The 24,287-nt window shown below is 71.8% G+C and carries 21 protein-coding genes; 11 read left to right on the top strand and 10 right to left on the bottom strand.

Going from position 1 to position 24,287, the window contains the following annotated elements:
• Window positions 1-217 (top strand): NAD(P)-dependent oxidoreductase (locus VM840_11440; GenBank protein HVL82189.1); only part of this gene is annotated, 217 nt, incomplete at its 5' end.
• Here VM840_11440 and galE read toward each other — a convergent pair.
• Window positions 211-1,236, bottom strand: coding sequence for a UDP-glucose 4-epimerase GalE (galE, locus tag VM840_11445; GenBank protein ID HVL82190.1), 1,026 nt, complete (start codon window positions 1,234-1,236; stop codon window positions 211-213). The genes VM840_11440 and galE overlap by 7 nt on opposite strands.
• 158 nt (window positions 1,237-1,394) lie before the next feature.
• Here galE and VM840_11450 point away from each other — a divergent pair, with 158 nt between their 5' ends.
• Window positions 1,395-3,368: a hypothetical protein gene (locus VM840_11450; GenBank protein HVL82191.1), complete on the top strand. Its 1,974-nt coding sequence runs from the start codon at window positions 1,395-1,397 to the stop codon at window positions 3,366-3,368.
• Between the two features lie 11 nt (window positions 3,369-3,379).
• Here the strand turns inward: VM840_11450 and VM840_11455 are convergent, their stop codons facing one another.
• Entirely contained in the window at window positions 3,380-4,348 is a 969-nt protein-coding gene (locus VM840_11455) for an NAD-dependent epimerase/dehydratase family protein (protein ID HVL82192.1), read from the bottom strand.
• 76 nt (window positions 4,349-4,424) lie between these two features.
• Here VM840_11455 and VM840_11460 point away from each other — a divergent pair, with 76 nt between their 5' ends.
• Window positions 4,425-5,663 (top strand): MFS transporter, encoded by a 1,239-nt coding sequence (locus tag VM840_11460; protein ID HVL82193.1) that lies wholly within the window; start codon window positions 4,425-4,427, stop codon window positions 5,661-5,663.
• Between the two features lie 5 nt (window positions 5,664-5,668).
• Here VM840_11460 and VM840_11465 read toward each other — a convergent pair whose 3' ends face one another.
• The 4 genes from VM840_11465 to VM840_11480 form a co-directional block, all read right to left on the bottom strand.
• Entirely contained in the window at window positions 5,669-7,444 is a 1,776-nt protein-coding gene (locus tag VM840_11465) for an ABC transporter ATP-binding protein (protein ID HVL82194.1), read from the bottom strand.
• Window positions 7,444-9,201: an ABC transporter ATP-binding protein gene (locus tag VM840_11470; protein ID HVL82195.1), complete on the bottom strand. Its 1,758-nt coding sequence runs from the start codon at window positions 9,199-9,201 to the stop codon at window positions 7,444-7,446. Before VM840_11470 ends, VM840_11465 begins: the two co-directional genes overlap by 1 nt.
• Window positions 9,202-9,266: 65 nt before the next feature.
• Window positions 9,267-9,833, bottom strand: a complete 567-nt coding sequence (locus tag VM840_11475; protein ID HVL82196.1) for a winged helix-turn-helix domain-containing protein — start codon at window positions 9,831-9,833, stop codon at window positions 9,267-9,269.
• Between the two features lie 100 nt (window positions 9,834-9,933).
• Complete coding sequence (locus tag VM840_11480; GenBank protein HVL82197.1) at window positions 9,934-11,349, bottom strand: aminopeptidase P N-terminal domain-containing protein; 1,416 nt, start codon at window positions 11,347-11,349, stop codon at window positions 9,934-9,936.
• Window positions 11,350-11,407: 58 nt separating this feature from the next.
• Here VM840_11480 and VM840_11485 point away from each other — a divergent pair, with 58 nt between their 5' ends.
• The 7 genes from VM840_11485 (at window position 11,408) to VM840_11515 (ending at window position 19,179) form a co-directional block, all read left to right on the top strand.
• Window positions 11,408-12,145, top strand: a complete 738-nt coding sequence (locus tag VM840_11485) for a bifunctional precorrin-2 dehydrogenase/sirohydrochlorin ferrochelatase (protein HVL82198.1) — start codon at window positions 11,408-11,410, stop codon at window positions 12,143-12,145.
• Between the two features lie 169 nt (window positions 12,146-12,314).
• Window positions 12,315-13,028: a hypothetical protein gene (locus VM840_11490; protein HVL82199.1), complete on the top strand. Its 714-nt coding sequence runs from the start codon at window positions 12,315-12,317 to the stop codon at window positions 13,026-13,028.
• Window positions 13,029-13,157: 129 nt separating this feature from the next.
• The gene (locus tag VM840_11495) at window positions 13,158-14,381 is read left to right on the top strand and encodes a DUF4437 domain-containing protein (protein ID HVL82200.1); all 1,224 of its coding nucleotides are present in this window, start codon (window positions 13,158-13,160) and stop codon (window positions 14,379-14,381) included.
• On the top strand, window positions 14,381-15,574 hold the full coding sequence (locus VM840_11500) for a CoA transferase (protein HVL82201.1): 1,194 nt from the start codon (window positions 14,381-14,383) through the stop codon (window positions 15,572-15,574). The genes VM840_11495 and VM840_11500 overlap by 1 nt, the downstream gene beginning before the upstream one ends.
• 73 nt (window positions 15,575-15,647) lie before the next feature.
• Window positions 15,648-16,370 carry a cyclase family protein gene (locus tag VM840_11505; GenBank protein ID HVL82202.1) on the top strand — a complete coding sequence of 241 codons (723 nt, stop codon included), beginning with the start codon at window positions 15,648-15,650 and terminating at the stop codon, window positions 16,368-16,370.
• Window positions 16,371-16,372: 2 nt separating this feature from the next.
• Window positions 16,373-17,752 carry an MmgE/PrpD family protein gene (locus tag VM840_11510; protein ID HVL82203.1) on the top strand — a complete coding sequence of 460 codons (1,380 nt, stop codon included), beginning with the start codon at window positions 16,373-16,375 and terminating at the stop codon, window positions 17,750-17,752.
• Entirely contained in the window at window positions 17,752-19,179 is a 1,428-nt protein-coding gene (locus VM840_11515) for a dihydroorotase family protein (protein HVL82204.1), read from the top strand. The genes VM840_11510 and VM840_11515 overlap by 1 nt, the downstream gene beginning before the upstream one ends.
• Here VM840_11515 and VM840_11520 read toward each other — a convergent pair.
• The 4 genes from VM840_11520 to VM840_11535 are packed head-to-tail and all read right to left on the bottom strand — an operon-like array spanning window position 19,176 to window position 23,067.
• The gene (locus tag VM840_11520; protein HVL82205.1) at window positions 19,176-20,303 is read right to left on the bottom strand and encodes a trypsin-like peptidase domain-containing protein; all 1,128 of its coding nucleotides are present in this window, start codon (window positions 20,301-20,303) and stop codon (window positions 19,176-19,178) included. The genes VM840_11515 and VM840_11520 overlap by 4 nt on opposite strands.
• A 14-nt stretch (window positions 20,304-20,317) precedes the next feature.
• Window positions 20,318-20,920 carry a hypothetical protein gene (locus tag VM840_11525; protein ID HVL82206.1) on the bottom strand — a complete coding sequence of 201 codons (603 nt, stop codon included), beginning with the start codon at window positions 20,918-20,920 and terminating at the stop codon, window positions 20,318-20,320.
• Window positions 20,917-22,368 carry a HAMP domain-containing sensor histidine kinase gene (locus tag VM840_11530; protein HVL82207.1) on the bottom strand — a complete coding sequence of 484 codons (1,452 nt, stop codon included), beginning with the start codon at window positions 22,366-22,368 and terminating at the stop codon, window positions 20,917-20,919. Before VM840_11530 ends, VM840_11525 begins: the two co-directional genes overlap by 4 nt.
• Window positions 22,369-23,067, bottom strand: a complete 699-nt coding sequence (locus tag VM840_11535; GenBank protein ID HVL82208.1) for a response regulator transcription factor — start codon at window positions 23,065-23,067, stop codon at window positions 22,369-22,371.
• Between the two features lie 285 nt (window positions 23,068-23,352).
• Here VM840_11535 and VM840_11540 point away from each other — a divergent pair, with 285 nt between their 5' ends.
• On the top strand, window positions 23,353-24,267 hold the full coding sequence (locus VM840_11540) for a type IV toxin-antitoxin system AbiEi family antitoxin domain-containing protein (protein ID HVL82209.1): 915 nt from the start codon (window positions 23,353-23,355) through the stop codon (window positions 24,265-24,267).
• Window positions 24,268-24,287 lie beyond the last annotated feature (20 nt).

The following is a 24,287-nucleotide window of genomic DNA, read 5'->3' on the forward strand; positions in this document are numbered from 1 at the left end:
GACCATAGGAGGGGCGGCGCTCGACGTCACCGACCCCGAGCCCCTGCCGGACGGACACCCCCTGTGGGAGATGGACAACGCGATCATCACCCCGCACGTCGCCAACCACTGGGAGATCGGGCTCCCGCTGCTGGCCGAGCGGGTGGCCGAGAACCTGCGCCGGGACCGTGAGGGCGAGGAGCTGCTCGGCCTCGTGGATGTCGATCTCGGCTACTGAGACCGGTACCCGTCCGGGTTGGACCGCTGCCAGCGCCAGTGGTCGGCGCACATGACGTCCAGGTCGCGTTCCGCTCGCCACCCGAGCACCCGTTCGGCGGTGGACGGGTCGGCGTACACGGCGGGCGCGTCACCGGGGCGTCTCGGTCCGATCCTGTGCGGGATCGGTTCGCCGACCGCCCGTCCGGCCGCCTCCACCACCTCGAGGACCGAGTAGCCGCGTCCGGTCCCCAGGTTGACCGCGTGGCATCCCTCGAGCCGGTCGATGCGGTCCAGGGCGGCGAGATGTCCGAGCGCGAGATCGACGACGTGGATGTAGTCGCGGATGCAGGTGCCGTCCGGGGTGTCGTAGTCGTCCCCGAACACGGCCAGCTCGTCCAGGCGTCCGGACGCCACCTGCATCACGAACGGCATCAGGTTGTTGGGGATGCCCGCCGGATCCTCACCGATGCGTCCGGACGGGTGCGCCCCCACCGGGTTGAAGTAGCGCAGCAGCACCGCGTGCCAGCCGGGGATCGAGGCGGCGATGTCGCGCAGCATGTCCTCGATCATCAGCTTCGTCCGTCCGTACGGGTTCAACGCCCCGAGTGGCGCGTCCTCGCGCACCGGCAGCTGCGACGGCTCGCCGTAGACGGTGGCCGACGACGAGAACACGATCCGGCGTAGGCCCACTCCCTCCATCGCCTCGAGCAGGTTGATCGTCCCGACCACGTTGTTGCGGTAGTAGCGCAGGGGCTGCTCGACCGACTCCCCGACCGCCTTCAACCCGGCGAAATGCATCACCGCGTCGAAGTCGTACTGCTCGAAGATCGAGAGCAGCCCGTTGGAGTCGAGGAGATCCACCTCGTGGAGGGCGGGCCGGCGCCCGGTGATCTGGCCCACCCGGTCCAGCGATACCGGGGAGCTGTTGGAGAGGTTGTCCACGACGATGACGTCGTGGCCCGCCCCGAGCAGCTCGAGGACGGTGTGGGAGCCGATGTAGCCGGCCCCACCGGTCACCAGGACGGTCTGCGGAGGCATCCGTGGAGGATATCGCCGGGAGGTCCGCCGACGGGTGCGGAAACGGACATATCGGGATACCCTCGGCTCGGCTGGCAAGGGGATCGCACCGACGGTTCCCACCCCTGAAGCCGTTTCCCCCGGCGAGAGGGTTGCTGCTCCGACCGAGGGAGGCTCACGTGCGCCGTATCTGTCTCGTCCTGACCGCCATGCTCGTACTCGGCTTCGCGCCGCTGGCCGGACAAGCCCAGTCCGACCCGTCGCTGTTCACCCGCGTGGAGGGATTCGCGACGAAGACCGGCTTCCGGGCCGTCTTCGCGTGGGAGGCCTCCCAGCCCGTGCTCGGGTACGTCGTCTATGGAGAGAGTCCCGACGCGCTCGACAGGTTCGCCGGGATCATCCCGACGACACCCGACACGGCGGGCATGTCCGTCGCCCACCTCGTCACCGCCGGCGGGACCTACTGGTACCAGGTCGTGGACGACATCACGGGCCAGCGCTCCGATGTCAGGCAGCTCGAGGCGGTCAACGCCTACAACGACTACGACGGCTCGGCCTACACGATCGACCTGCTCGTGCAGCTCGACTCGAAGACCCTGCCCGCGGAGATCCCGGCCGACCAGGCCCTGTCGGACATCGCGCAGGGGATGCGGATCATGGCCGAGAGGATCTACGACGCCACCGACGGCCACGCTCAGGTGGGCAAGGTCCTGGTGACCGACACCGCCGTCGACCACGCCGTGAACCCCCCGTTCATCTCCCCCGGGTGCTTCAACGAGCACTCGAGCCTCGCCGACATGCTCGTGCAGACGACCGTCCCGTTCGACAGCCACACCTGGGGCGGTTGGGCGATCGCCCAGTCGTGCACGCAGATCTCGATGGGTCGCGTGGGCCAGCTGGTGGTGCCGTGGGAGGACGACCTGCACTTCGGGTACACCGGCGCCCACGAGCTCCTGCACTACGCCTTCAACGCCCCCGACCTGTACGGGCTCAACTCCGACGCCGACTGTCGCAACCTCGATTGGGACGGCTCGATCATGCACAACACCGGCGGGTGGAACGGCTCCCGCTGGGAGCTGACCGAGCTCGACCGCCACCCCTCGATCACGCCGTGCGCCCACGGCTCGCAGCCGTGGTCGTGGCAGGTGCTGCTGCAGAGGTACACCCAGTTCCCCCCGGCGACGACGCCCCCGCAGGGCGTCCTGGTGACGCAGGCTCGCGGCAACGAGGTCGGTAGCGCGCTGGACATCATGGTCCTCGACCGGGTGCCCGGGGCGTCCACGCTCACCACGTTCGAGGCCGACCTCGGCAACGGCCCGGTCGCGTCGTGCACCGACACGGGCCCGCAGGTGGTCGACGCGCAGGGTGACGCCACCGGCGTCGTCGTGGAGAGCACCCCCGCACCCAATGAGGCCTCCCTGGACATCGTCGAGGGCCGCTTCGCGTGGGCGCCGGAGACCGAGACGCTGACCGCGACGATCACCCTGGACGACCTGTACGACGGTCCGCCCCCGGGCGCCACCGGCCGGTACCTGCGCTACTACTTCACCCACGACTCGGTCGAGTACAACTTCGTCGCCTCCCAGCACGTCGGGCTCGCGAACGAGTTCAGGCTGGTCGGTCCGGGCGGGACCGTGGCCGGCGCCGCCCAGGGCGTGACAGGCGCGTTCGACTCCGGCGCCGACCAGGTGCGCATCTCGCTGCCCGCCGCGGCGTTCGCCGCCGCCAGGCCCGCCAGCGCGCCGATCGGAGAGGGGACGAGGCTCGACGGGTTCCGGATCCTGTCGCAGCGCTACGCGGGCGCGGTGACCCCGACCGCCGACTCCGCGGGGGGCGCGTGTCCGTACGTGGTCGGACAGGAGCACGTCCAGACGAGCGTGCCGACGGACCTGACGCTCCAGGCGTCCACGGTCGGGGGGAGCCGGACGATGGCCAACGGGCTGTCGGCGGTCCTGACGACGGCCGAGGACGGGTCCCCCATCGCGGGACAGGTGGTGTCGTTCTACATCGACGGCAGAGCCGTCGGCGAGGCGGTCACCGACCAGGCGGGCCGGGCGAGCGTCCGAACGTCCAACTTCAACCTGCGCCGCACGACGCCGTCGGCCGTCTTCGGCGGCAGCGACCCGTACGAGCCGAGCAGCGACCGGCTGTAGCGGTCCGGACCTCAGCCGGCGACGGCGGCCAAGGCCTCGTCGTCGGCTGAGAAGTCTGGGTCCGACTGCGGCGGCGGGTTGTCCAGGTGCCAGCGCACCGTCTCCCGCAGCGCCTCGCGCGGGTCGGTGTGCGACCAGCCCAGGACCGTCCGCGCCTTGTCGGAGGACGCGAGCAGGTGCTGGGCGATGGCTCCGGTCATCCCCATGTCCGGGGGGAGCCGGTCGTCGGGCACCCTCACGAGCTCGGCGTCGGAGCCGGCGGCGTCCACGATCTCGCGGGCCAGGGCGGCCATCGGCCACGCCGCCCGCTCGCACGCGTTGAACACCTCGCCCCCGACGTCCTCGCGCTCGCACACGAGCCGGGTCAGCTCGGCCACGTCGGGAGCGAAGCAGCGGGAGGTGACGAACCCCCCGCTCCCTATGGGGATCCGGTCCCTGCCCGCCCTGAGGCGCCGCAGGACGAACTCCTCCCGCCGCTGGTAGTCGCGCGGTCCGTAGATCATCGATAGCCGCAGCACGGTGCCTCCGCGGGCCAGGTAGGCCTCCTCGGCGTCCAGCTTCTCGTAGGTGGTGTGCCCCTGGTCGGCGTAGGGGTACCGCTCCTCCCGTACGGGGGAGTCCTCGAAGAAGGGCACGGCGTCGGTGCACGTCTCCCGCATCATCGCCGTGTAGCCCCGGTACACGTCCACGCTCGACCACATGACGGCCCGGGCGCCCTCGGGGATCGCGGCCAGACCGGCCTCGGCTCCCTCGCGGCTCATCGCCAGGCAGTCGACGACCACGTCCGGGCGGAACGCGGCCACGTCCGCAGCCGCGCCGGCCAGCTCGGACCGCTCCACGTGCAGGTGCTCGGCGTCCGGGAGCCCCTCCGGCTCCGTCTTGCCCCGATGGACGAGCAGCAGCTCGTGTCCCCGGGAGCCCAGGTGCCTGGAAAGGTGCCACCCGATGAAGGCCGTCCCCCCGAAGATCGCGATGCGCATGGACCCTCCTCCTCTTGTACGGTCAGCCGGCCGCATGAGACCGAGCGAGCGAGCCCGCCGGCCGTGGTGGGTGCGGATGACGATCGACGTGACGCCCCTGCGGGCGTCGCGCGACTACCGGTTGCTGTGGTTCGGGCAGCTCGTCTCCCTCAGCGGGTCGCAGCTGCGGTTCGTCGCCGTCCCCTACCAGGTGTGGCTCCTCACCCGCTCCCCGCTCGCCGTCGGGATGATCGGACTGTTCCAAGCCGTCCCGCTGATGGTGTTCTCCCTGTGGGGAGGCGTCGTCGCCGACCACGTGGACCGCCGGAAGCTCCTTCTCCTCACCCAGGTCGGGTTGGCCGGGGTATCCGTCGGGCTGGCCGTCGGGACAGCGACCGGGTTCGCCAGGCTCCCGTACCTGTATGCGCTGACCGCGGCGGGAGCCACGCTGAGCGCGCTGGACGGGCCAGCCCGCCAGTCGATGATCCCCTCCCTCGTGGGCCGGGAGCGGATCCCCGCCGCGATGGCGCTCAACCAGGTCCTCTTCCAGACGTCCGGTGTGATCGGCCCGGCGGTCGGCGGGCTGCTGATCGCCTGGGTCGGGCTCGCCACCACCTACTGGGTCGATGTGGCGACCTACGGCGCGGCGATCACCGCGGTGGCCATGATGCGGCCCCCGGCGCGTCGGGCGGACGGGGGCCGCCCCGGGCTGCGCTCGCTCGTGGAAGGCCTGCGCTACCTCAGGGGCAACCGCGTCCTCCTCTCGACGATGGGCATCGACCTCATGGCGATGTTCCTCAGCTCCCCGAGAGCCCTGTACCCCTTCTTCGCCGAGGAGGTGTTCGCGGTCGGCCCGCAGGGACTGGGACTGCTCTTCGCCGCGCCCGGCGCAGGCGCGCTCGCCGGGGCCCTCTTCGCAGGATGGGTCCAGCACGTCCGGAGGCAGGGGGCGGCCGTGCTGATCGCGGTGGCGGGGTGGGGACTGGCCATCGCCGCGTTCGGGATCGTGAACCGATGGTTCTGGCTGGGGCTCGTCTTCCTGGCGGCGGCCGGGATGTCGGACGTGTTCAGCGCCATCTTCCGCGGGACGATCCTGCAGATGATGGTCCCCGACCGGCTCCGAGGACGCATGACGGCCGTCAACCTGATGGTGGTCATCTCGGGTCCACGCCTCGGCGAGGTCTGGTCGGGCGCGTTCGCCTCGCTGGCCTCCCCGGTGTTCGCCGTGGGCGCCGGAGGGCTCGCCTGCGTGGCCGGGGTGGTGATCGTCGCGATGCTCGTCCCCGCGCTGCGACGCTACGAGGTCGACCCGGACCGGCTCGAAGCGGACGAGTGACGGGCTCATCTGTAGGCCCGGGCCTGGAGCTCGAAGAGCTCCGCGTACAGTCCCCCGCGCGCCATGAGCTCGTGGTGGGAGCCGTGCTCGACCACCCGGCCCCCGTCGATCACGACGATCAGGTCGGCCATCCGCACGGTCGAGAAGCGATGGGAGACGAGCACGGTGACCGCACCCGTCTCGGAGGCCACCCGCCCCGCCGCGCTCGCGTACCGCTCGAACAGCGCGTGCTCCGTCTCGGCGTCGAGCGACGCGGTCGGCTCGTCGAGGATGAGCAGGAGCGGGTCCGGACGCATCATCGCCCGCCCCAGCGCCAGCTTCTGCCACTGTCCGCCCGAGAGCTCCACGCCTCCCTCGAAGGTGCGTCCGAGCTGCGTGGACAGACCCTGCGGCAGCGTGTCCACCACGTCGGCGGCGCCGGCGCGTCCCAGCGCCGCCCCCACCGCCGTCTCGTCGTCCAGCTCGGGCAGCCTGCCCACGCCGACCGTGTTCAGCGCGACGAACTCGAAGCGGGCGAAGTCCTGGAACCCGGCCGAGAGCCGCTCACGCCACCGCTCGGGATCGAAGCGCGAGATGTCGACGCCGTCGAGGGTCATCCGGCCCGAGGTCGGCTCGTAGAAGCGCGCGAGGAGCTTCATCAGCGTCGACTTGCCGGCGCCGTTGTCGCCGACGACCGCGACCGTCGAGCCGGCGGGGATGGTGAGCTCGACCCCGGTCAGGACGTCGGTCTCCGTGCCCGGGTAGCGGAAGGAAACGTCCTCGAAGACGATCGCCTCGTCGATCCGCGCCGGGACGGGCGCCGGGTCGGGAGCCCGCCTCGACCTCTCGGCCGCGTACTCCTGCAGCCATAGATAGCGGCGGACCACGACGAGCGACCGCAGCATCCACATCAGCATCATCACGGACTGCTGCACCTGGTTGTTCACGGCCGACGCGAGCGTCAGGGTGAGCAGCACGTCCCCGGGGGTGGCCCGGCCCGTCATCGCCCGCCTCACCACGAAGACGACGGCGCCGACGTAGCCGATCCCGAACAGCAGCCAGCCCGCCGTGACCAGCGCGCCGCCGCGCAGGGCGGTGCGGTTCTGCTCCCGGTCGGCGACCCGCCAGGCCGCGTCGTGGCGGTCGACCAGCTCCCCCTTCAGCCCGAAGAGCCGCAGCTCCTTGCCGGGGGCGGGCGTCGTGGCGAGGTCGAACAGGTGCCGGGACAGCCGCACCTCCGACGCGGTCCGCTCCCGCGCTCTCTGCCGCCACGACTCGGCGAGCGCGCTCGTCCCGAGCGACGGGATCGCGAACAGGGGCAGGGCGAGCAGCGCCGGGTGGATCCGCGCGAGCAGGAACGCGGTCGCGCCCACGCGCACGACCGTCCCGATGTTCTCGACGATCTGCCGCTGCACCGACGAGAGAGCCTGGGTGTCCGAGCGCAGCAGCTCGATCTGGTCGTGGTAGTCGGGACGCTCGTGGTGCTCGATGGAGGGGATGCCGCCGGCGAGGTCCATCAGGCGCCGGTCGATCAGGACGCTCATCTTCTCCTGCAGGACCGTGTCGGCGTGGAACCCCGACCACCCGGACAGGATCACCAGCGCGAGGGCGCCCGTCACGAGCCCCGCCGTGGTCCAGACGGCGGATGCGTCCGCGGCGAGGGCGGCGTCGGCGATCATCTTCAGGGCCAGCGCGAAGACCGGCTCGAAGGCGTTCCTGGCGACGGACAGGACCAGGCTCGCGCTCGCCCGCCATGCGTCGGCCTGGAAGGCGAAGCGGACCATCGTCCACATGCCGCGCATCAGACGGCCTCCTCGGTGTCCGTGAACCGCGCCGCCTGGAGACGGAACATGTGCGCGTACCGGCCACCCCGCTGCATGAGCTCCTCGTGGGATCCCTCCTCGACGACGCGTCCCCCCTCGAGGACCACGATGCGGTCGGCCCGGCGCACGGTGGAGAAGCGGTGCGAGATGACGATCGTGGTCAGCCCCTGCGTGAGCTCGAGGAAGCGGTCGTAGATATCGGCCTCAGAGCGGACGTCGAGGTTCGCCGTGGGCTCGTCGAGGATCAACACCCCGGCTCCCGACTTCACGGCGAACAGGGCCCGGGCGAGGGCGACCCTCTGCCACTGCCCTCCGGACAGTTCGGCTCCCCCCTCGTAGTGACGGGCGAGAGGGGTGTCCCAGCCGTCGGCCAGCGACTCGATGGCCGGCCAAGCGCCGGACCGGCGAGCCGCCTCGGTCAGCGCGGCGTCGTCGTCGATCCGGTCGAGCGCCCCGTACCCGACGTTGCACCGCGCAGACAGCTCGTAGCGCACGAAGTCCTGGAAGATGGCGCCGATGCGGCGCTGCCAGGCGTCCGGGTCGATCTCGCGCAGGTCGACCCCGTCCACCGCGACGCGTCCCTCCTGCGGGTCGTACAGGCGGGAGAGCAGCTTCACGAGCGTCGTCTTGCCGGCGCCGTTTGATCCCACGACGGCCAGGGAGCGTCCGGCCGGGATGGTCAGGTCGAGCCCGTCGAACACGTCCGTGTCCCGCCCGGGGTAGCGGAACCGGACGCCCTCGAAGCGGATCGCCTCGCGTGGGGCGCCGTCGGCGGGAAGCAGGCCCGTGAGGGCGGCTGGGCTCGGGGACCGCTCGAGCTCGAGCAGCGGGGGAACCGACCCGGCCCCGTAAGCGACCCGCAGCTCGTTGTCTCCGATGTTGGCCAGGGCTCCGACCCCGAACACGGCCTGGATGTAGACGGTGAGCTCCCCGAGCGAGATCGTCCCGCGCGCCCCGGCCAACCCGACCAGGAGGATGGTCGCGAAGTTGGCCGCGCCGATCAGGGCCACCGCCCAGGCGATCGCTCCCCAGCCCTTGCTCCGGCGCCGCCAGACCTCTCGGAGCGCCGAGACGGCGTGCTCGTCGAAGGTCGCGCTCACCCATCTGGACAACCCGAAGATCCTCGTCTCCTTCACGGCAGCGGGAGCCAAGGCGATGTCGCGGAGGTACTGGGCCCGGCGCAGGACCGGCGTCTCCCCGACGTGCACCTCCACGACCTCCATGAACTCCCGGCGGAACCGCCGGATGACGACGACCCAGACGGCCAGCAGGGAGGCGGCGGCGAGCGGGTGGAAGGTCGCCAGCACGACGGCCGACGCGACGCCTGCGAGCAGGTTGCTCCACGCACCGGCCAGCCCGACGATCGCGTCCCCGGGTTTCCAGTTGCCGGTTCCGACCCCGCGTGCGGCCGAGATGCGGTCCAGGACCTCCGGGTCCTCGAGGTGGGCGATCCCGGACGGGGCGAGGACCGCTCGCATCGTCCGAGCACGCAGCGCGCCGTCGACCCGCCTCCCGAACGCCTCGGCGAACCCGGTCCGGACGGGAGCGAGCACCTGCTGGGCGACGAAGACGACCGCGACGGCCACGAGGGCCAGCTGCAGCCGGTCCGCCGCGGGGGAGCCGGGGCCTCCGGCCACCGCCCCCGGGACGGTCCCCACCAGCGCCCCGCTCGCGAGCTGGAAGGCGACCGGCAAGGCGGCCCCCATCAGGACCGCCGCCACCAGCACGAGGGTCATCGGCAGGCTGACCGAGGGGAGCAGGCGTATCAGCTGGAGGCGCGCTCGCCGGGCGCCGGGTGAGCTCAGGACTCCTCCTCCAGCACCGGAGCCATCGCGATCAGCAGGCCGAACCTCGTCACGTCGCCCGGTTGGTCCGGGTCCTGCTCCATCTCCTGCACGAGCGCCTTGAACCGGCGCACGAACTCGCGGTGGCGGTCCGGGTCGAGGGGGGCGATCGCGCGCAGGACGGTGACCTGGGGGTCCTCGCGCTTCTCCTCGCCGAGCTGGCGACCTACCGCCGCCTCGACCTCGCGCAGCGTCTGTCCGAACACCGATGCGATCGACCCGGCCAGCAGGGCGGGTGAGATCTCGGCCGAGACGACGAAGGTGCGGGCGGAGGCCCGGTACAGCCGCTCTACCGCCCCGGAGACGGTCCGCTGGGACGTCTCCCGGATCAGCCCGAGCTTCTCCAGCATCCGGACGTGGTAGTAGAGCCGGTGCCGGGTCGACCCCACGATCGCGGCCAGCTCGCCCACGGACCGCTCCCGCGGACACAGCTCCTCCAGGATCCTCATGCGCAGGGGGTCGGAGATGGCCCGCAGGGCCGGGAGCTCGGAGATGACGAGCGTGTCAGGCGGTTCGAATGGCACGGACGGGCCGGGGCTTCGCTCCCTCTCCGCCACCCGGACCCCCTGACGCTCGGCGTCCCGCACCGGGACCGGTAAAGTTTCTTTTACCGCCCTCGGGCAGTCAAGCGCGCCGGCAGGCGGCCTCCACCTCCGCGACCGCCTTAGGCACGCCCGAGGTGAGGACCTCGCACCCGCCTTCCGTCACGACGACGTCGTCCTCGATGCGGATGCCGATGCCGCAGAAGGCCTCGGGCACGGGGTGCTCCATCTCCTCGGCCCCCGCGCGCTCCTCGTCCTCCACCCGCTTGGACGCCTGGGGTCCGAGGCGCAGCCTCCGCTCCCACTGGGCCTCCTCATCGATCGGGAGCAGCGGCAGGGAGACGGTCTCCCGTCCGGGGGACACGTACAGTCCGGGCTCGATCGTGAACACCATGCCGCTGCGCAGCGGGCGGGGGGCTCCCTCCAGGCGCGTGGCGCCGACGTCGTGGACGTCCATGCCGAGCAGGTGGCTCGTCCCGTGGGGGAAGAAGGTCCGGTCGTGCTGCATGGAGAGCGCGTCGTCCACCGGTCCGGGCAGCAGCCCCAGCGCGACCATGCCCTCGGCGAGGACCCGTCGGGCGGTCTCGTGCACCTGTTTCATCGAGGCCCCCGGACGCACCGCCGCGACCGCCGCCTCATTGGCGGCCAGGACCACCTCGTACAGGTCGCGTTGCGGGCCCGAGAACGACCCGTCCGCGGGGAAGGTCCGGCTTATGTCGCCGGCCATCTCGCCGAACCCGGCTCCCGCGTCGACCAGGACGAGGTCGCCCTGCTCGATCCGCCGGGAGTTGTCCACGTAGTGCAGCACGCACGCGTTGGGACCGGACGCCACGATCGTGCCGAAAGCGTTGCGCCTGGACCCGGACATGCGGAACCGGTGCTCGAGCGCGGCCTGCACCTCGTACTCGTACGCGCCGGGGGCGCCAACCCGCATCGCCTCCAGGTGGCCCTCGGCGCTGATGGCGCAGGCGCGCCGCAGCGACTCCAGCTCCGCGGGGGTCTTCTGGACGCGCATCTCCCACAGCACAGGGGTCGGGTCCACGATCCGGTCGGGGACCGTCACCCCGTGGGACCTCATGGCCCGGGCCTGCTGGATCAGCCCGGTGACGAGCGAGTCGTGGGAGCCGCCGAGCCGGTAGACGATGGCCGAGCGCCCGATCGCCCGCTCGCGCAGCTTCGCGCTCAGCTCCCCGATGGGGTACGCGGCGTCCGCCCCGTGGTCGCGGATGGCTCCCTCGGGACCGGCGCGCGGCCCGTCCCACAGCTCGGCGAGCTCGTCGCGGGGCCGGACGAACAGGACGTACCGCTCTTCGGGGTGGCCTGGGTCGAAGAGGGCGACCGCGTCCGGCTCCGCGAACCCGGTGAGCATCCACAGGTCGGGGTCCTGGCGGAACGGGCCCTCGTCGGCCGGGGCCGGGGCGCCGGCGATCACGGCGATCGAGTCGTCCCCGAGGGCGTCCATCAGCTCCCGGCGTCGCTGCGCGAAGGGCGTGTCCACGCCTCAGCGTGTCCGACCGCGGGACGGGCGCGCAAGGGGAGCCGGCGTAGACTTGGCCATGCCCGCGTCGGCCTTCGCGGGGGGCCCCTGCGTCTGCCGCCACCGGATCGAGGTCTGCGACGAGCGCTGCGTCCGGGAGCTGGTGGACGTGCCGTCCTACTTCGCCTGCCTGCGCCTCACCGGACGTCGCTGCGTCGTGGTCGGCGGGGGGCCGGTGGCCCTCGAGAAGGTGGAGGGCCTCCTCGCCTGCGGCGCAGACGTCACGCTCGTCTCCCCGGAGGCGGTCGCGGACCTGGCGGGGCTGGCCGAGGAGGGGTCGATCGTCTGGACCCGCCGGGGCTACCTCCCCCAGGACCTCGACGGGGCCTTCGTGGTGGTCGCGGCAACCGACGACACGGATCTGAACGTCGCCGTCTCCCAGGACGCGGACGCCCGGGGGACCCTGTGCAACGTCGCGGACGTCCCGCCTCTCTGCAGCTTCATCCTGCCGGCGGTCGTGCGGAACGGACCCGTCGCCATCGCGGTCTCGACCTCGGGAGCCTCGCCCGCCCTCGCGCAGCGGATGCGAGACGAGATCGCGGCCGCGTTCGGTGAGCCTTACGCGCGGCTGGCCGAGATCCTCAACGAGGTGCGGGGGTGGGCGAAGGCGACGCTCCCGACCTATCGGTCCCGCAAGGCCTTCTTCGACTCGGTCGTGCACGGGACCCCAGACCCGGTCGAGCTGCTGCGCACGGGAGACGAGGCCGGGCTCCGGGAGCTCCTCGAGCGACGCCGCCGCGAGGCCTCCCCCGACTAGCGCGAAGCGCGCAAAGTCCCCGGATCGCACGGGTGACGTTTGACACGTCATACCCCCGTGGTACGTTTCTGGAACAGCGTACCGCTGAGAGAAACGCAAGTAAAGTAACCCTAACTAGCCAGGTTAAGTGGCCCTGTCCCCAGATCGGGGCGAGTGACGGAGGTTGCGGTTGAAGAAGAACGAGGCCGAGCGCCGAGGATTCCTCAGGACGGAGATCGCCCGTTTCTGGGCCTGGTACGAGGAGAACTACAAGCTCAACGTCACCGTGGCCCTCGTCCTGTTCACGATGCAGCTCCTCCACCTGACCTGGTTGTCGCTGGACGTGGTCGCCGAGCGCCTCACGGGTCAGAGCTACTTCCCCGCCTCCGGACCCCTGCTCGCCCTGCTCGTGGTCGTCGACCTCTTCGAGATGCCGGCGCTGGTCAGCGTCTCCCTCATCTACGTGAACGAGCTCCGCAAGCAGGTCAGGTTCAAGCCGATGCTCTACCTCGTGCTGCTCAACTCGCAGTGGCTGCACATCCTGTGGATCACCGACGAGTTCGTGGTCGAGAAGTTCTCGGGTTCGCCGATGGCGGCTTGGCCCATGTGGCTCGCCTGGGCGGCCATCGGGATCGACTACCTCGAGCTGCCGGTCATGTTCGACACCGCTAAGAGGTTCGTGGAGACCCTCCGCAACGGAGGCTCGCTGCCCGAGCTGAAGAAGGCCCTAGCCGAGGACGAGCCGAAGGCCGTCGAGCCGGCTCTTCAGACCCGGGCCCTGGTGGTGGACCACGGGACCAACGGCAACGGCAACGGCAACGGCAACGGCAACGGCAACGGCAATGGACACCGCCACGAGGACGCCCCTTCCATCGAACAGATGCCGGCACGCGAACACATCTGAGCGGCCCACCGCAGACGGAGTCCGAGAGGGCGCCCCCCGGGGCGCCCTCTCCCGTTGACACCCCGCCCCGAGACCGCTACGTTTTCGGAACGCTGTACCGCTGACAGGAACACGGGCCGGGGAGGGCTTATGAGACCCCATGTCGAGCTGATCCACGCCGACGACTACATCTGGCACGCCGCCGAGCTCCCGGGGGGCGAGGGCCGGGCCGCCGAGCGTCGCCTCTCCGTGGACGAGGAGGACGGGTCCTGCTCCCTGCAGATCCGGTTCGAGACCGACTGGGGACGCGGGCCGGGCATCCTCCACGCCAACACCGAGTTCTACGTGCTGGACGGGGAGATGTCCTACGGCGGACAGCGGATGGGCAAGGGCGCTTACGTCTACATCCCGAAGGGGGTGCCGGGCGACGCGATCACCTTCCGTGAGGGGACGACGATCCTGCACTACCGCGAGTACGGCGACGCCGGGTTCGACCCGGTCGATTCGACCAACGCCCCCCGCTGGGACGACGCCTACGAGGACGTCATAGTCATCGACACCGAGGCCATGAAGTGGGACCCGGTGGCGGTGGAGGGTCCGATGCCGGGCCTGCTGATCAAGTACCTGCACATCGATCCCGTGTCCGGGTTCTACACCCGCCTCGTCCACGCGTCCGAGGGGTGGGCCGACCACCGGCTGGCCCACCACCCGTGCTACGAGGAGGCCTACACGACGCAGGGTCACATGACGTACAACTTCGGCACCCTCGTCGAGGGCACCTACTTCTTCCGTCCGGCCCGCGTGAAGCACGGCCACTTCACGTCGATGGAAGGCGGGGCGACCTGGCTCCTGCGGTCCGACGGCGAGCTCACCAACTGGTACACCCAGAACGAGTACGTGCGGTGGGGCGGCGAGGCGGTCAACTACGGTCCGAACGGGGGCCGGATGGTCTGGTCGCAGTCCACCCACGACCTGGCTCAGCCGTGGCGGGACCCCGACGACCTGGCCCACCTGTACAAGAGCCTTCAGTTCCAGTGGGACAGGGGAGCCAAGGACGTCCCGTACAAGCCGCACGGGACCGGTCCGGACCCGAGCCTCGTCCAGCTCGCGAAGGCGTTCGAACGGGCCCGGATGGCGGAGCACGGCCACGGAGAGCACACGCACGACGACGAGGAGGCCGTCCCGACGCACGAGGCGATGGGCCTGGCCGACCCCCGATCGCTCGAGCACCCCGACGAGCGCACCGACCGGCGCAGCCACGACTGGGGAGCGGGCCGTCCGTACAAGCAGGGAGACCCCACCCCCGCACCGATCCTGTCCAGCCTCCCGGTGAGGTCCCGCAAGGCGGGCCGCTGGGACGGCGACGGGATGTGATGTCCGGACCGCTCGACGGCGTCCGGGTCATCGACGCCAGCACGGTCCTGGCCGGACCGTTCTGCTGTCAGATCCTGGGCGACTTCGGGGCGGACGTCATCAAGGTCGAGCACCCCCAGCGCGGGGACGCGATGCGCGGGCACGGGCCGTCGAAGGACGGGGTGCCCTTGTGGTGGAAGATGCTGTCCCGCAACAAGCGGACCATCGGCCTGTACCTCGGTGATCCGGCGGGAGCCGAGGTGTTCAAGGAGCTCCTCCGGACGGCGGACGTGCTCGTGGAGAACTTCCGCCCGGGAACCCTCGAGCGTTGGGGGCTGGGCCCGGACGTCCTGCACGGGATCAACCCGGGACTGGTCGTCGTCCGGGTGACCGGGTTCGGGCAGACCGGACCGTACGCGCACCGGCCCGGGTTCGGGACGCTCGCCGAGGCCATGAGCGGGTTCGCCGCCATCACCGGGGAGCCGGACGGGCCCCCGACCCTGCCCCCCTTCGGCCTCGCCGACGGCATCACCGGCATCTCGGCCGCCTGCTCGGCCGTGATGGCCCTGTACCACCGCGACGTGCGGGCGGGCGGGGGCCAGTGCGTGGACATCTCGATCCTGGAGCCGATCGTCTCGGTGCTCGGCCCCCAGCCGATCGTCTACGACCAGACGGGCGAGGTGCAGCCGCGCACGGGCAACCGTTCGGACAACAACGCCCCCCGCAACACCTACCGGACCGCCGACGACCGCTGGGTGGCGATATCGACCAGCGCGGACACGATCGCCGCCCGCGTCATGCACCTGGTCGGGCACCCCGAGGTGATCGACGAGCCCTGGTTCTCGTCCGGCAAGGGACGGGCCGAGCACGGCGACCTGCTGGACGCGTGCGTCGCCGAGTGGATCGGCGAGCGGACCCGCGACGAGGTGGTCGAGGCGTTCGAGGCGGCGGACTGCGCGATCGCCCCCGTGTACGACGTGGCCGACCTGATGGACGACCCCCACGTGACCGACACCCATATGATCACCACGGTCGACGACCCCGATCTCGGACCGGTCCGCATGCAGAACGTGCTCTTCCGGATGAGCCGGACCCCGGGCGAGATCAGGTTCACCGGCCGGGACCGGGGCGCGGACACCGACGAGGTGCTGGGCTCCCTGGGCGTCGACCCCGAGCGCATCGCGGAGCTGAGGGAGCGTGGCGTCGTTGCCTGAGCACGCGACGGCGACCGACGCGCTGCTCGCAGCCGTGCGCTCCGGGATCCGCGTCTTCGACCTCGGACGAGAGATGTTCATCGGCATGCCGCAATCCCCCAACCACCCCCAGTACCGGACCGCCCTGCAGCGTCGCCACGGCGACGTGATGCGCGACGACGGCGGGTCGGCGGCCAGCGAGCTGCTCGTCACCGGCACCCACGTCGGCACCCACGTGGACGCGCTCTCCCACGTCTCCCACTGCATGAAGCTGTACGGCGGCGTGGACGCGGCCGAGGCGCAGACGGGGGGCCGGTTCTCCACGCACGGCGTCGAGCAGGTCGAGCCCGTGGTCTGTCGCGGGGTCCTGATCGACCTCGGCGTGTGCGAGCCCGGACACGAGGTCACCCCGGACGAGCTGGAGGCGGCGTGTCCCGTGCCGTTGCATCCCGGCGACGTGGCCCTGGTCCGGACCGGATGGGGACGGCTCTGGCCCGACTTCGACGCCTATGTCGGACACGACTCCGGGGTTCCCGGTCCGGGCGAGGCGGGAGCCCGTTGGCTCGCGTCACACCGGGTGCGGGCCGCCGGTGCCGACACGATCGCGTTCGAGCGCGTCGCTCCGGGAGCCGGACACGCGCTGCTCCCCGCCCATCGGGTCCTGCTCGTCGAGCACGGCATCCACATCATCGAGACGCTGGCGCTCGAGGAGCTCGCCGAGGCGGGCGTGACCGAGTTCCTGTTCGTGATGTCCCCGCTGAAGCTGGTCGGGGCGACCGGCTCCCCGGTGAGGCCTCTCGCGGTGGTGCCGGCGTGAGCATGGTGGCCAGGCTCGCCGGGTTCGTGGCTGAGGCCGACATCCCGGACGACCTCCCGGTGGACGACCGCATCCTGGACACCCTCGGCGTCGCCCTCGGCGCCCTGCGCCTGGACACGAGCCAGGCCGCCGTCGCCCACTCCACCGAGATGGGGGGAGCCCCCCAGGCGACCGCGATCGGCATCCGGGACAGGCTCCCGGCCCCGAACGCCGCGTTCGTCAACGGTGTGCTCGCCCATTCCCTCGACTACGACGACACGCACCTCCCCTCGGTGCTGCACCCCAGCGCGAGCGTGGTCCCCGCCGCGCTCGCGGGGGCTGAGCTCGCCGGCGCCTCGGGGGCCGGCCTCCGCGCGGCGGTGGGCGCGGGACTGGAGGTCTGCGTGCGGCTCGGCATGGCCGGGTACGACGCACAGGCCCGCAACTCCACCTACTTCGACCGCGGACAGCACGCGACCTCGATGTGCGGAGCGATCGCGGGCGCGGCGGCCGCCGCCCGGCTGCTCGGCCTGGACGCCGACGGCATCGGACACGCGATGGGCATCGCGGTCTCGATGGCCTCGGGCGTGATCGAGGGCAACCGCACGGGCGGGACCGTGAAGCGACTGCACTGCGGGTGGGCGGCGCAGTCCGCGGTGACCGCGGCGATGCTCGCCTCCCGCGGGTTCACCGGTCCGGCATCGGCGCTCGAGGGGAGGTTCGGGTTCTTCCAGGCTTTCCTGTCCGGACGGTTCGACGGGGACGCGGTTGTCGAGGGTCTCGGCTCCCGTTGGGAGGCACGGCGCATCTTCGTGAAGCCCTACCCCGCCAACCACTTCACCCACGCGGGGATCGACGCCGCGCTCGCCCTGCGCGAGCGGGGGCTGCGTCCGGAGCGGGTCCAGTGGATCGAGCTCGGCGTGGCAGGCCCCACGGTCCGGACGATCGGCGAGCCGATCGAGTCGAAGCGGGCTCCCGCGACCGGCTACCAGGCGCAGTTCAGCGGTCCGTACACGGTGGCTTCCGCGCTCGTCGGGGGGTCTGGGCTCGGCCTGGGCCTCGACGACTTCTCCGACGAGCTCTGCCGGGAGCCGGTCCGGCAGGAGCTGGCCGCGAAGGTGTCCGTGGTGGCCGACGAGTGGGCGGGCGCCATCTTCCCCGAGCAGTTCCCGGCCGTCCTGCGCGTACGCACCACCGACGGTGACGAGTTGGTGGAGCGGGTCGAGCACAACCGAGGCGGGCCGCAGCGCCCGCTGAGCCCCGACGAGCTGAGGAGGAAGTTCCGCGACAACGCGCTGCGCGTCCTTCCGCCGGACGCGATCGAGGGCATCGAGGAGGCCGTGACGAACGGGGCGGACGCGGCAGCGATCCTGGCTCCGGCGACCGAGGCGAAGGGGGAATGATGGCGAGGTTCGACCTGGTGGTGACCGGCGGGACGGTCGTGATCCCGTTCGTCGGCGAGCTGCGAGCGGACATAGGCATCCGCGAAGGACGCATCGCCGCGATCTCCGACTCGCTCGGCCCGGGCGACGCCGACGAGGCGATCGACGCGTCCGGGAAGGTCGTGCTCCCGGGAGCCGTCGACTCCCACTACCACCTCGGCATCTACCGCGACATCACCACGGACACCGAGTCGGAGACCACCTCATCGCTCGTCGGCGGCGTCACGAGCGTGATCAGTTACTTCCGGACCGGCTCCCACTACCTCAACAGGACCGGCCCCTACCGCGAGATCTTCCCGGAGGTGCTCGAGCGCGTCGACGGCCACGCGAAGGTCGACTACGCCTTCCACCTGGCCCCCATGACGGCCGAGCACATCACCGAGATCCCGTGGCTCGTCGACGAGATGGGTGTCTCGAGCTTCAAGTACTACATGTTCTACAAGGGGTTCGACCTCGCGGCCGCCAGCCGCGACGCGAAGTCGTACACGATGTCGGAGGAGTACGACCTCGGGCACCTCTTCGAGATCATGGAGGCGGTGGCGGAGGTCGACGCGCGCCACCCCGGACGCATCTCTCTATCTCTGCACTGCGAGCAGGCCGAGCTGCTGCGCGTCTTCATCGAGCGGGCGAAGCGCGATCCATCGGTCTCCGGGCTCGCCGAGTACTCGGCCGGACGTCCGCCGCTGACCGAGCGCCTGTCCATCGAGGAGGCGGGGGTGCTCGCCGACCACACGAGGGCGCGCGTGAACTTCCTGCACCTGTCCTCCGCCGACGCGCTCCGCACCGCCGTCGAGGTGTCCCAGCGCTACCCGCACCTCGAGGCGAACCTCGAGGTGACCGTCCACCACCTGGCGCTGAACCACGAGTCGCTGCAGGGCCTGGGAGGCAAGGTGAACCCGCCCATCCGGACGGCGCAGGACAACGAGGCCCTGTGGGAAGGCGTGCGTCTCGGACAGGTAGGCACCGTCGTGAGCGACCACGCGTGCTGCATGGAGGACGCCAAGGGAGACGACCTGTGGCCGGCCCTGCCCGGCTTCGGGGGCACGGCCCTGCTCTACCCGGTGCTGATCTCGGAGGGCCACCACCGGCGGGGACTGACCCTCGAACACATGACGCGGCTCGCGGCGGCGAACCCGGCGCGCACCTTCAACCTCTATCCCCGCAAGGGGACGATCGCGGTGGGCTCCGACGCCGACCTCACCATCGTCGACCCGGAGTGGGAGCAGGTCGTGACGCCCGAGCTGTGCCGGTCGGCCCAGGACCACACCCCCTTCAACGGTGTGCCGCTGAAGGGGTGGCCGGTGGCCACGCTCGTGCGCGGCATCCCGATGCTGCGCGACGGGGAGGTCGGCAAGGACTTCCCGGGCCGCTACGTGAAGCGCGCCTAGACCCGGTCGCGCGCGGCGAGCGTCACCCTCGTCGTCCGTCTCTCGCCGTCCCGCTCGTAGGTGACGGTGACGGTTCGGCCGACGGACCTCCGGCTCAGGACGGAGATGAGCTCGGCGATGGAGCCGACGCGCGAGTCGTCGATGGCGACGATGACGTCCCCCGTCCGCAGCCCGGCGGCGTCCGCCGGGGAGCCCGGGGTCACCTGCTGGACGAGTGCACCGCGGTCCCCGGGCACGTCCTCGCCCGCTACCCCCATGAACGGCCGGCTCGCCGTCCCCGTCTCGATGATCTCGTCGGCCAGACGACGCGCGATATCGATCGGGACCGCGAAGCCGACGCCGACGTTGCCCTGACCCGACCCCACGATCGCCGTGTTGATCCCGATCACCGCGCCACGCGAGTCGGCGAGGGCGCCGCCGGAGTTGCCCGGGTTGATCGGCGCGTCCGTCTGGATCGCGTCGGTGAGCCGGACACCGCCGCCCAGGTCGATGTTGCGGTGGAGCGAGCTCACCACGCCCGCTGTGACCGTCCCCTCCAACCCGAACGGGCTCCCGATCGCGACAGCCGCATCTCCTACGTCCACCTCCTCGATCGTCCCGACCGTCGCCGCGGGGAGGCCGGAGCGATCGACCTTCAACACCGCGATGTCGTCGCTGGGCTGCGCGTCACCCACCACCCGAGCCGGGAGCGTCTCACCCGTCGAGAGCGTCACCTCGACCTGGCGGGCGCCGTCCACCACGTGAGCGTTCGTGATGACGTAGCCGTCCGAGCGGTAGATCACACCGGATCCGGTCCCGGTCGCGGTTCGCCCGAAGGGACCCGCGGCGGCCGTCGAGTCCACCCTCACGACGGAGGGGGCGACGGCGGCGGCCACCCCCGCCACCCCCGATGGGCCGGTCCGTCCGGACGGAGCCGCGACCCGCACCTCAGCCGGGGGACGGTCCGTGGCCACGGCGAAGGACCCGGCCCCCACCACCCCACCCAACAGCGCGGCGAGGAACGGCACGACGAGGCCCTTCCACCGCCATCCCCTTGGGTCTCGCCGCTGCGCCGGGGGCTCGGAGGTGGGCTCGTCCGCTCGGGGTCCGTACGGACGCTGCTGTTCGACGATCCACGTGTCCATAGGGTCTGTAGGCCCTACAGGGCGACGTGAGCCGGCGCCGGGGCGGGCTCGACCGAACCATCCGTGTCCGACGACGGCGCGGGGGCACGTTCGACCCTGTCCTTCTCGCCGTGGCCGCGACCTCCGCGGCGGCACCGGGTGCGGTCCTGCTGGCAGGCCTCGCGACGCTTCTCCATCTCCGCCCAGCGTCCGGGGGAGACCGCATGCACGGAGCGCGTCACGAACCCGGCCTCCGTCTCCGTCCGCATCGTGTGCACTCGGTCGCCCACCTTCAGGTCGCCGACGCCGGCCTGCGACCCGTCCCGGCGGATCGCCGTGTCCTCCGCCACCGCGACCCGGACGACGTGGCCGTCGTCCTCCCGGATCGTCAGGTGCTGTCCGTCGACGTCGGTCAGCTCGCCGCGATCCGCACGGACCGTGACGAAACCCTCCCCATCGCGGTCCGGGACGACGGACTCCGACCGCAGCGCGCCGAACGGTCCACCCTTGTGGACCCAAGGCCTCCCTTCGCGGCCGGGGGGGCGTTCGGCGCTCCCGTCCTGCGCCGCGACCGAGACGGCCGAACCGAGCACGATCCCCGAGACCACCAGAGCCACCGCCTTCACGATCGACCTCATGACACTCCTCCTCGTTCCTGCGGATCCCGTGTGGTGCCGGGGACATCAGACCGCGCCGGGCTGGGCTCCCCATGAGCCCCACCTGAGAGGTCGCTGAGGATCGGGAGCCGGACGACGAAGGTCGCCCCGCCACCCACCGTCCCCTCGACATGGACCGATCCGTCGTGCGCCCGGACGATCGCGTCGACGATCGACAGACCGAGACCGGCTCCCCCCGTGTCGCGGGTCCGGGACGGGTCCGCGCGGTAGAAGCGTTCGAACACGCGCCGCTCGTCCCCCTTGGGGACGCCGGGTCCGTGGTCGACCACCCGCAGGACGGCGTGCTGCCCCGTCCGGGAGACGTCCACATCCACGGGGGTCCCGTCCGGGGTGTGCGCGAGCGCGTTCGACAGCAGGTTCGCGAGCACCTGACGCAACCGGATCCCGTCGCCGAGCACGGGGACCGGCCCGGACGTCCGCAGCCCGATCGGCCGGTCCGGGTCGCTGGCGCGGGCATCGGTCACCGCGTCCGCCGCCAGCGCCGCGAGGTCCACGGGCTCCCGCTCCAGGGGCCGTCCCTGGTCGAGGCGAGCCAGGACGAGCAGGTCCTCGACGAGCACGCCCATCCGAGCCGCCTCGTCCTCGATGCGGGCCATCGCGTTCGCGAGGTCGTCCGGGCGGGCGCGCGCCCCGCGACGGAACAGCTCCGCGTACCCGCGTATCGAGGTGAGGGGCGTCCGCAGCTCGTGGGAGGCGTCGGCGAGGAAACGCCGCAGCCTGGCCTCGGACTCCGTCCGCTCGGCGAACGCCCGCTCGATCTGCGCGAGCATCGCGTTGAGAGCCACCCCCAGCCGTCCGACCTCCGTGCGAGGGTCGGTCGTGCCCACGCGTGCGGACAGGTCGCCGGCGGCGATCTCCGATGCCGTCTGCGCCATGCGTTCGAGCGGCGCGAGTCCGACGCGAACCACCCACGTCGCGAGTGCGGCCAGCGCCGTCAGCACGGACACCCCCACGAGCGCCATGATCCACAACAGGCGGGCGAGCGTCTGCTTCATCTCCGTGAGCGGGACGGCGACGACGAACGCGGCCGCGGTGCCGGGGAGGAACTCCGTGGAGAAGCGGTGGGTATCGGTCTCGGTCACGGGGTCGAGGTAGTCGGGGAGCCGCGGCCGCTGGAACGACGGCGCCTCACCGAGCCAGGTCTCGGCGACGACTGCCCCGTTGTCGAGGATCGCCGCCCACGTGCCGGCTGGGTAGGTGCTCGGGCGGGGCGCACGGCGGATACCGGGCCTGTCCGGGCGGCCCTCGAAGAGCGCGCGCGTCGCCGGCTGGCGGGCGGCCTCGATCTGCTGGTCGACGCGCGCGCTCAGGAACGACCGCATCGAGGCGTAGACGGCCAGGTTCGCGAGCAGCAGCCCGACCGCGGCCATCGCGAGCAGCCCCACGACCAGCCGCGCGCGCAGCGACACCTACGCTCCCTGTGGGAGCCGGAGGCTGTACCCGACCCCGCGGATCGTGTGGATCAACGGCGGGCCCTCAGCGTCGACCTTGCGGCGCAGGTAGCTGATGTAGGTCTCGACCACGTTGGCGTCGCCGCCGAAGTCGTAGTTCCAGACGTGATCGAGGATCTGCGCCTTCGAGAGCACCCGGCGCGGGTTGCCCATCAGGTACCGCAGGAGCTTGAACTCGGTCGCCGTGAGGCTGATGGCGCGTCCGGACCGCCACACCTCGTGCGTCTCCTCGTCGAGCTCGAGGTCGGCGAAGGTGAGCCTGGACGCCGCCCCGGGAGCCCCGTGGGCTCGGCGCAGGACCGCGCGCACCCGCGCCACGAGCTCCTCGAGGCTGAAGGGCTTCGTGAGGTAGTCGTCGCCCCCGGTCGTCAGGCCCCGAACCCTGTCCTCCACGGCGTCGCGCGCGGTGAGGAACAGGACGGGCGTGGGACGGCCCCCGTCGCGCAACCGGCGCAGGACCTCGAACCCGTCGAGGTCGGGCAGCATCACGTCCAGGACGACGAGGTGGGGGTGGAAGTCCTCGACGCGGCGCAGCCCCTCGCGTCCGGACTGCGCCGTCGCGGTCTCGAACCCCTCGTAGCGCAGGGCGGTCGCGACGAGGTCCGTGATGTTGGCCTCGTCGTCCACGACCAGGACGCGCTGCTGCTCGTCTCCCACGCTCCCATCGTCGCGCGTCCGGATCGCGCCTCGCTGTGCCTCAGCTGTGAGGGAGCTGAGAGGGAGCCGGGGGTATCGCGACGGCGCTCTTGCCGTCGCGGGACACGCGTCGCGCGCCCGGCTCGCCTCGACCGGTCGTGTGTCCCGGAGCGGCAGGATGTTGCCGTCCCGGGACACGCACCTCGCCAGGACCGCGCCGGACGTGGGCGCGTGTCCCGTTCCGGACGTCCTGTCGGCGCTGGGTGCTCACATGGGGACGCCTTCCCCTCGATCGGGGAGGCGCGCGTGGGCGACAGGGACAGACGCCTGGCCGCGGTGGCGGCCCAGCAGCACGGGATCTTCACCGGGGGCCAGGCGGTGGCCGCCGGGTTCCCGCGGCGGACGGTCCGCTCGCGGAGCGCGTCCGGGGTCTGGGTCCGGATGTACGGGGACACGTTCCGCACGGCCGCCACCCCGTCCGGGCAGCCTCAGAAGACGATGTCGGCCTGGCTCGCGTGCGGCTCCCCCGCCGCTGTGGCCGGCACGTCCGCGGCTGTGCTGTGGGACCTCGGGCTGCCCGAGCCGGCCGTCCCGCGGATCGTCGTCCCGATCCCCCGGCACCCGCGCCCGGCGGGCGTGGAGGTCGTCCGGACGAGCCGGTGGGGGAGGCTGGAGGTCGTCCGGCGCGGCCCCCTGTACGTGACGACGCGAGCCCGGACCCTCCTCGACCTCGCCGCCCACCTCCCGGACACCGAGCTCGAGGCGGCGCTGGACCGCGCCCACCGCAACGGACTGGACCTCCGCCGCCTCCGGGATCACCTCCGCTCCCACCGTGGCATCCCGGGCGCCGGGCGGCTCGCCGAACTCCTCCGCCACCGAGACCCGGACCGGCCGATCGAGAGCGAGCTAAAGACGCGGCTCTTCGCGATCCTGCGGGAGGCCCGGCTCCCGCTCCCCGTCCCGCAGCTCGTGATCCAGACCTCGGCCGGCCGCCGCCGCCTCGACTTCGCCTACCCGCGGCAGCGCGTCGCCCTCGAGGTAGACGGGTACCGGGCCCACCACGGACGCCGCGCCTTCGACGACGACCGGGGACGCGCCAACGCCGTGCGGGAGGCGGGCTGGGACCTTCGCCACGTCACGAGCACGATGCTGGACCACCCGTCCCAGGTCGTATGGACCGTGTCCGCCGCGCTCGGATTGCGTCCGGTCGCCTGGCGATGACCGCCGCACCGGGACACACG

This window comes from Actinomycetota bacterium (assembly GCA_035540895.1).
Taxonomy (GTDB): Bacteria; Actinomycetota; JAICYB01; order JAICYB01; family JAICYB01; genus DATLFR01.

Bases quoted from the DNA above. Each gene is read 5' to 3' on its own strand.
- VM840_11470 (HVL82195.1), bottom strand. From the start codon at position 9,201: ATGACCCTCGTGCTGGTGGCGGCGGTCCTGATGGGGGCCGCCTTGCCG.
- VM840_11505 (HVL82202.1), top strand. From the start codon at position 15,648: ATGTTCATCGGCATGCCGCAATCCCCCAACCACCCCCAGTACCGGACC.
- VM840_11525 (HVL82206.1), bottom strand. From the start codon at position 20,920: ATGAGGTCGATCGTGAAGGCGGTGGCTCTGGTGGTCTCGGGGATCGTG.
- VM840_11455 (HVL82192.1), bottom strand. From the start codon at position 4,348: ATGCGCATCGCGATCTTCGGGGGGACGGCCTTCATCGGGTGGCACCTT.
- VM840_11515 (HVL82204.1), top strand. From the start codon at position 17,752: ATGGCGAGGTTCGACCTGGTGGTGACCGGCGGGACGGTCGTGATCCCG.
- VM840_11485 (HVL82198.1), top strand. From the start codon at position 11,408: ATGCCCGCGTCGGCCTTCGCGGGGGGCCCCTGCGTCTGCCGCCACCGG.
- VM840_11500 (HVL82201.1), top strand. From the start codon at position 14,381: ATGTCCGGACCGCTCGACGGCGTCCGGGTCATCGACGCCAGCACGGTC.
- VM840_11495 (HVL82200.1), top strand. From the start codon at position 13,158: ATGAGACCCCATGTCGAGCTGATCCACGCCGACGACTACATCTGGCAC.
- VM840_11465 (HVL82194.1), bottom strand. From the start codon at position 7,444: ATGCGCGGCATGTGGACGATGGTCCGCTTCGCCTTCCAGGCCGACGCA.
- VM840_11520 (HVL82205.1), bottom strand. From the start codon at position 20,303: ATGGACACGTGGATCGTCGAACAGCAGCGTCCGTACGGACCCCGAGCG.
- VM840_11510 (HVL82203.1), top strand. From the start codon at position 16,373: ATGGTGGCCAGGCTCGCCGGGTTCGTGGCTGAGGCCGACATCCCGGAC.
- VM840_11460 (HVL82193.1), top strand. From the start codon at position 4,425: ATGACGATCGACGTGACGCCCCTGCGGGCGTCGCGCGACTACCGGTTG.
- galE (HVL82190.1), bottom strand. From the start codon at position 1,236: ATGCCTCCGCAGACCGTCCTGGTGACCGGTGGGGCCGGCTACATCGGC.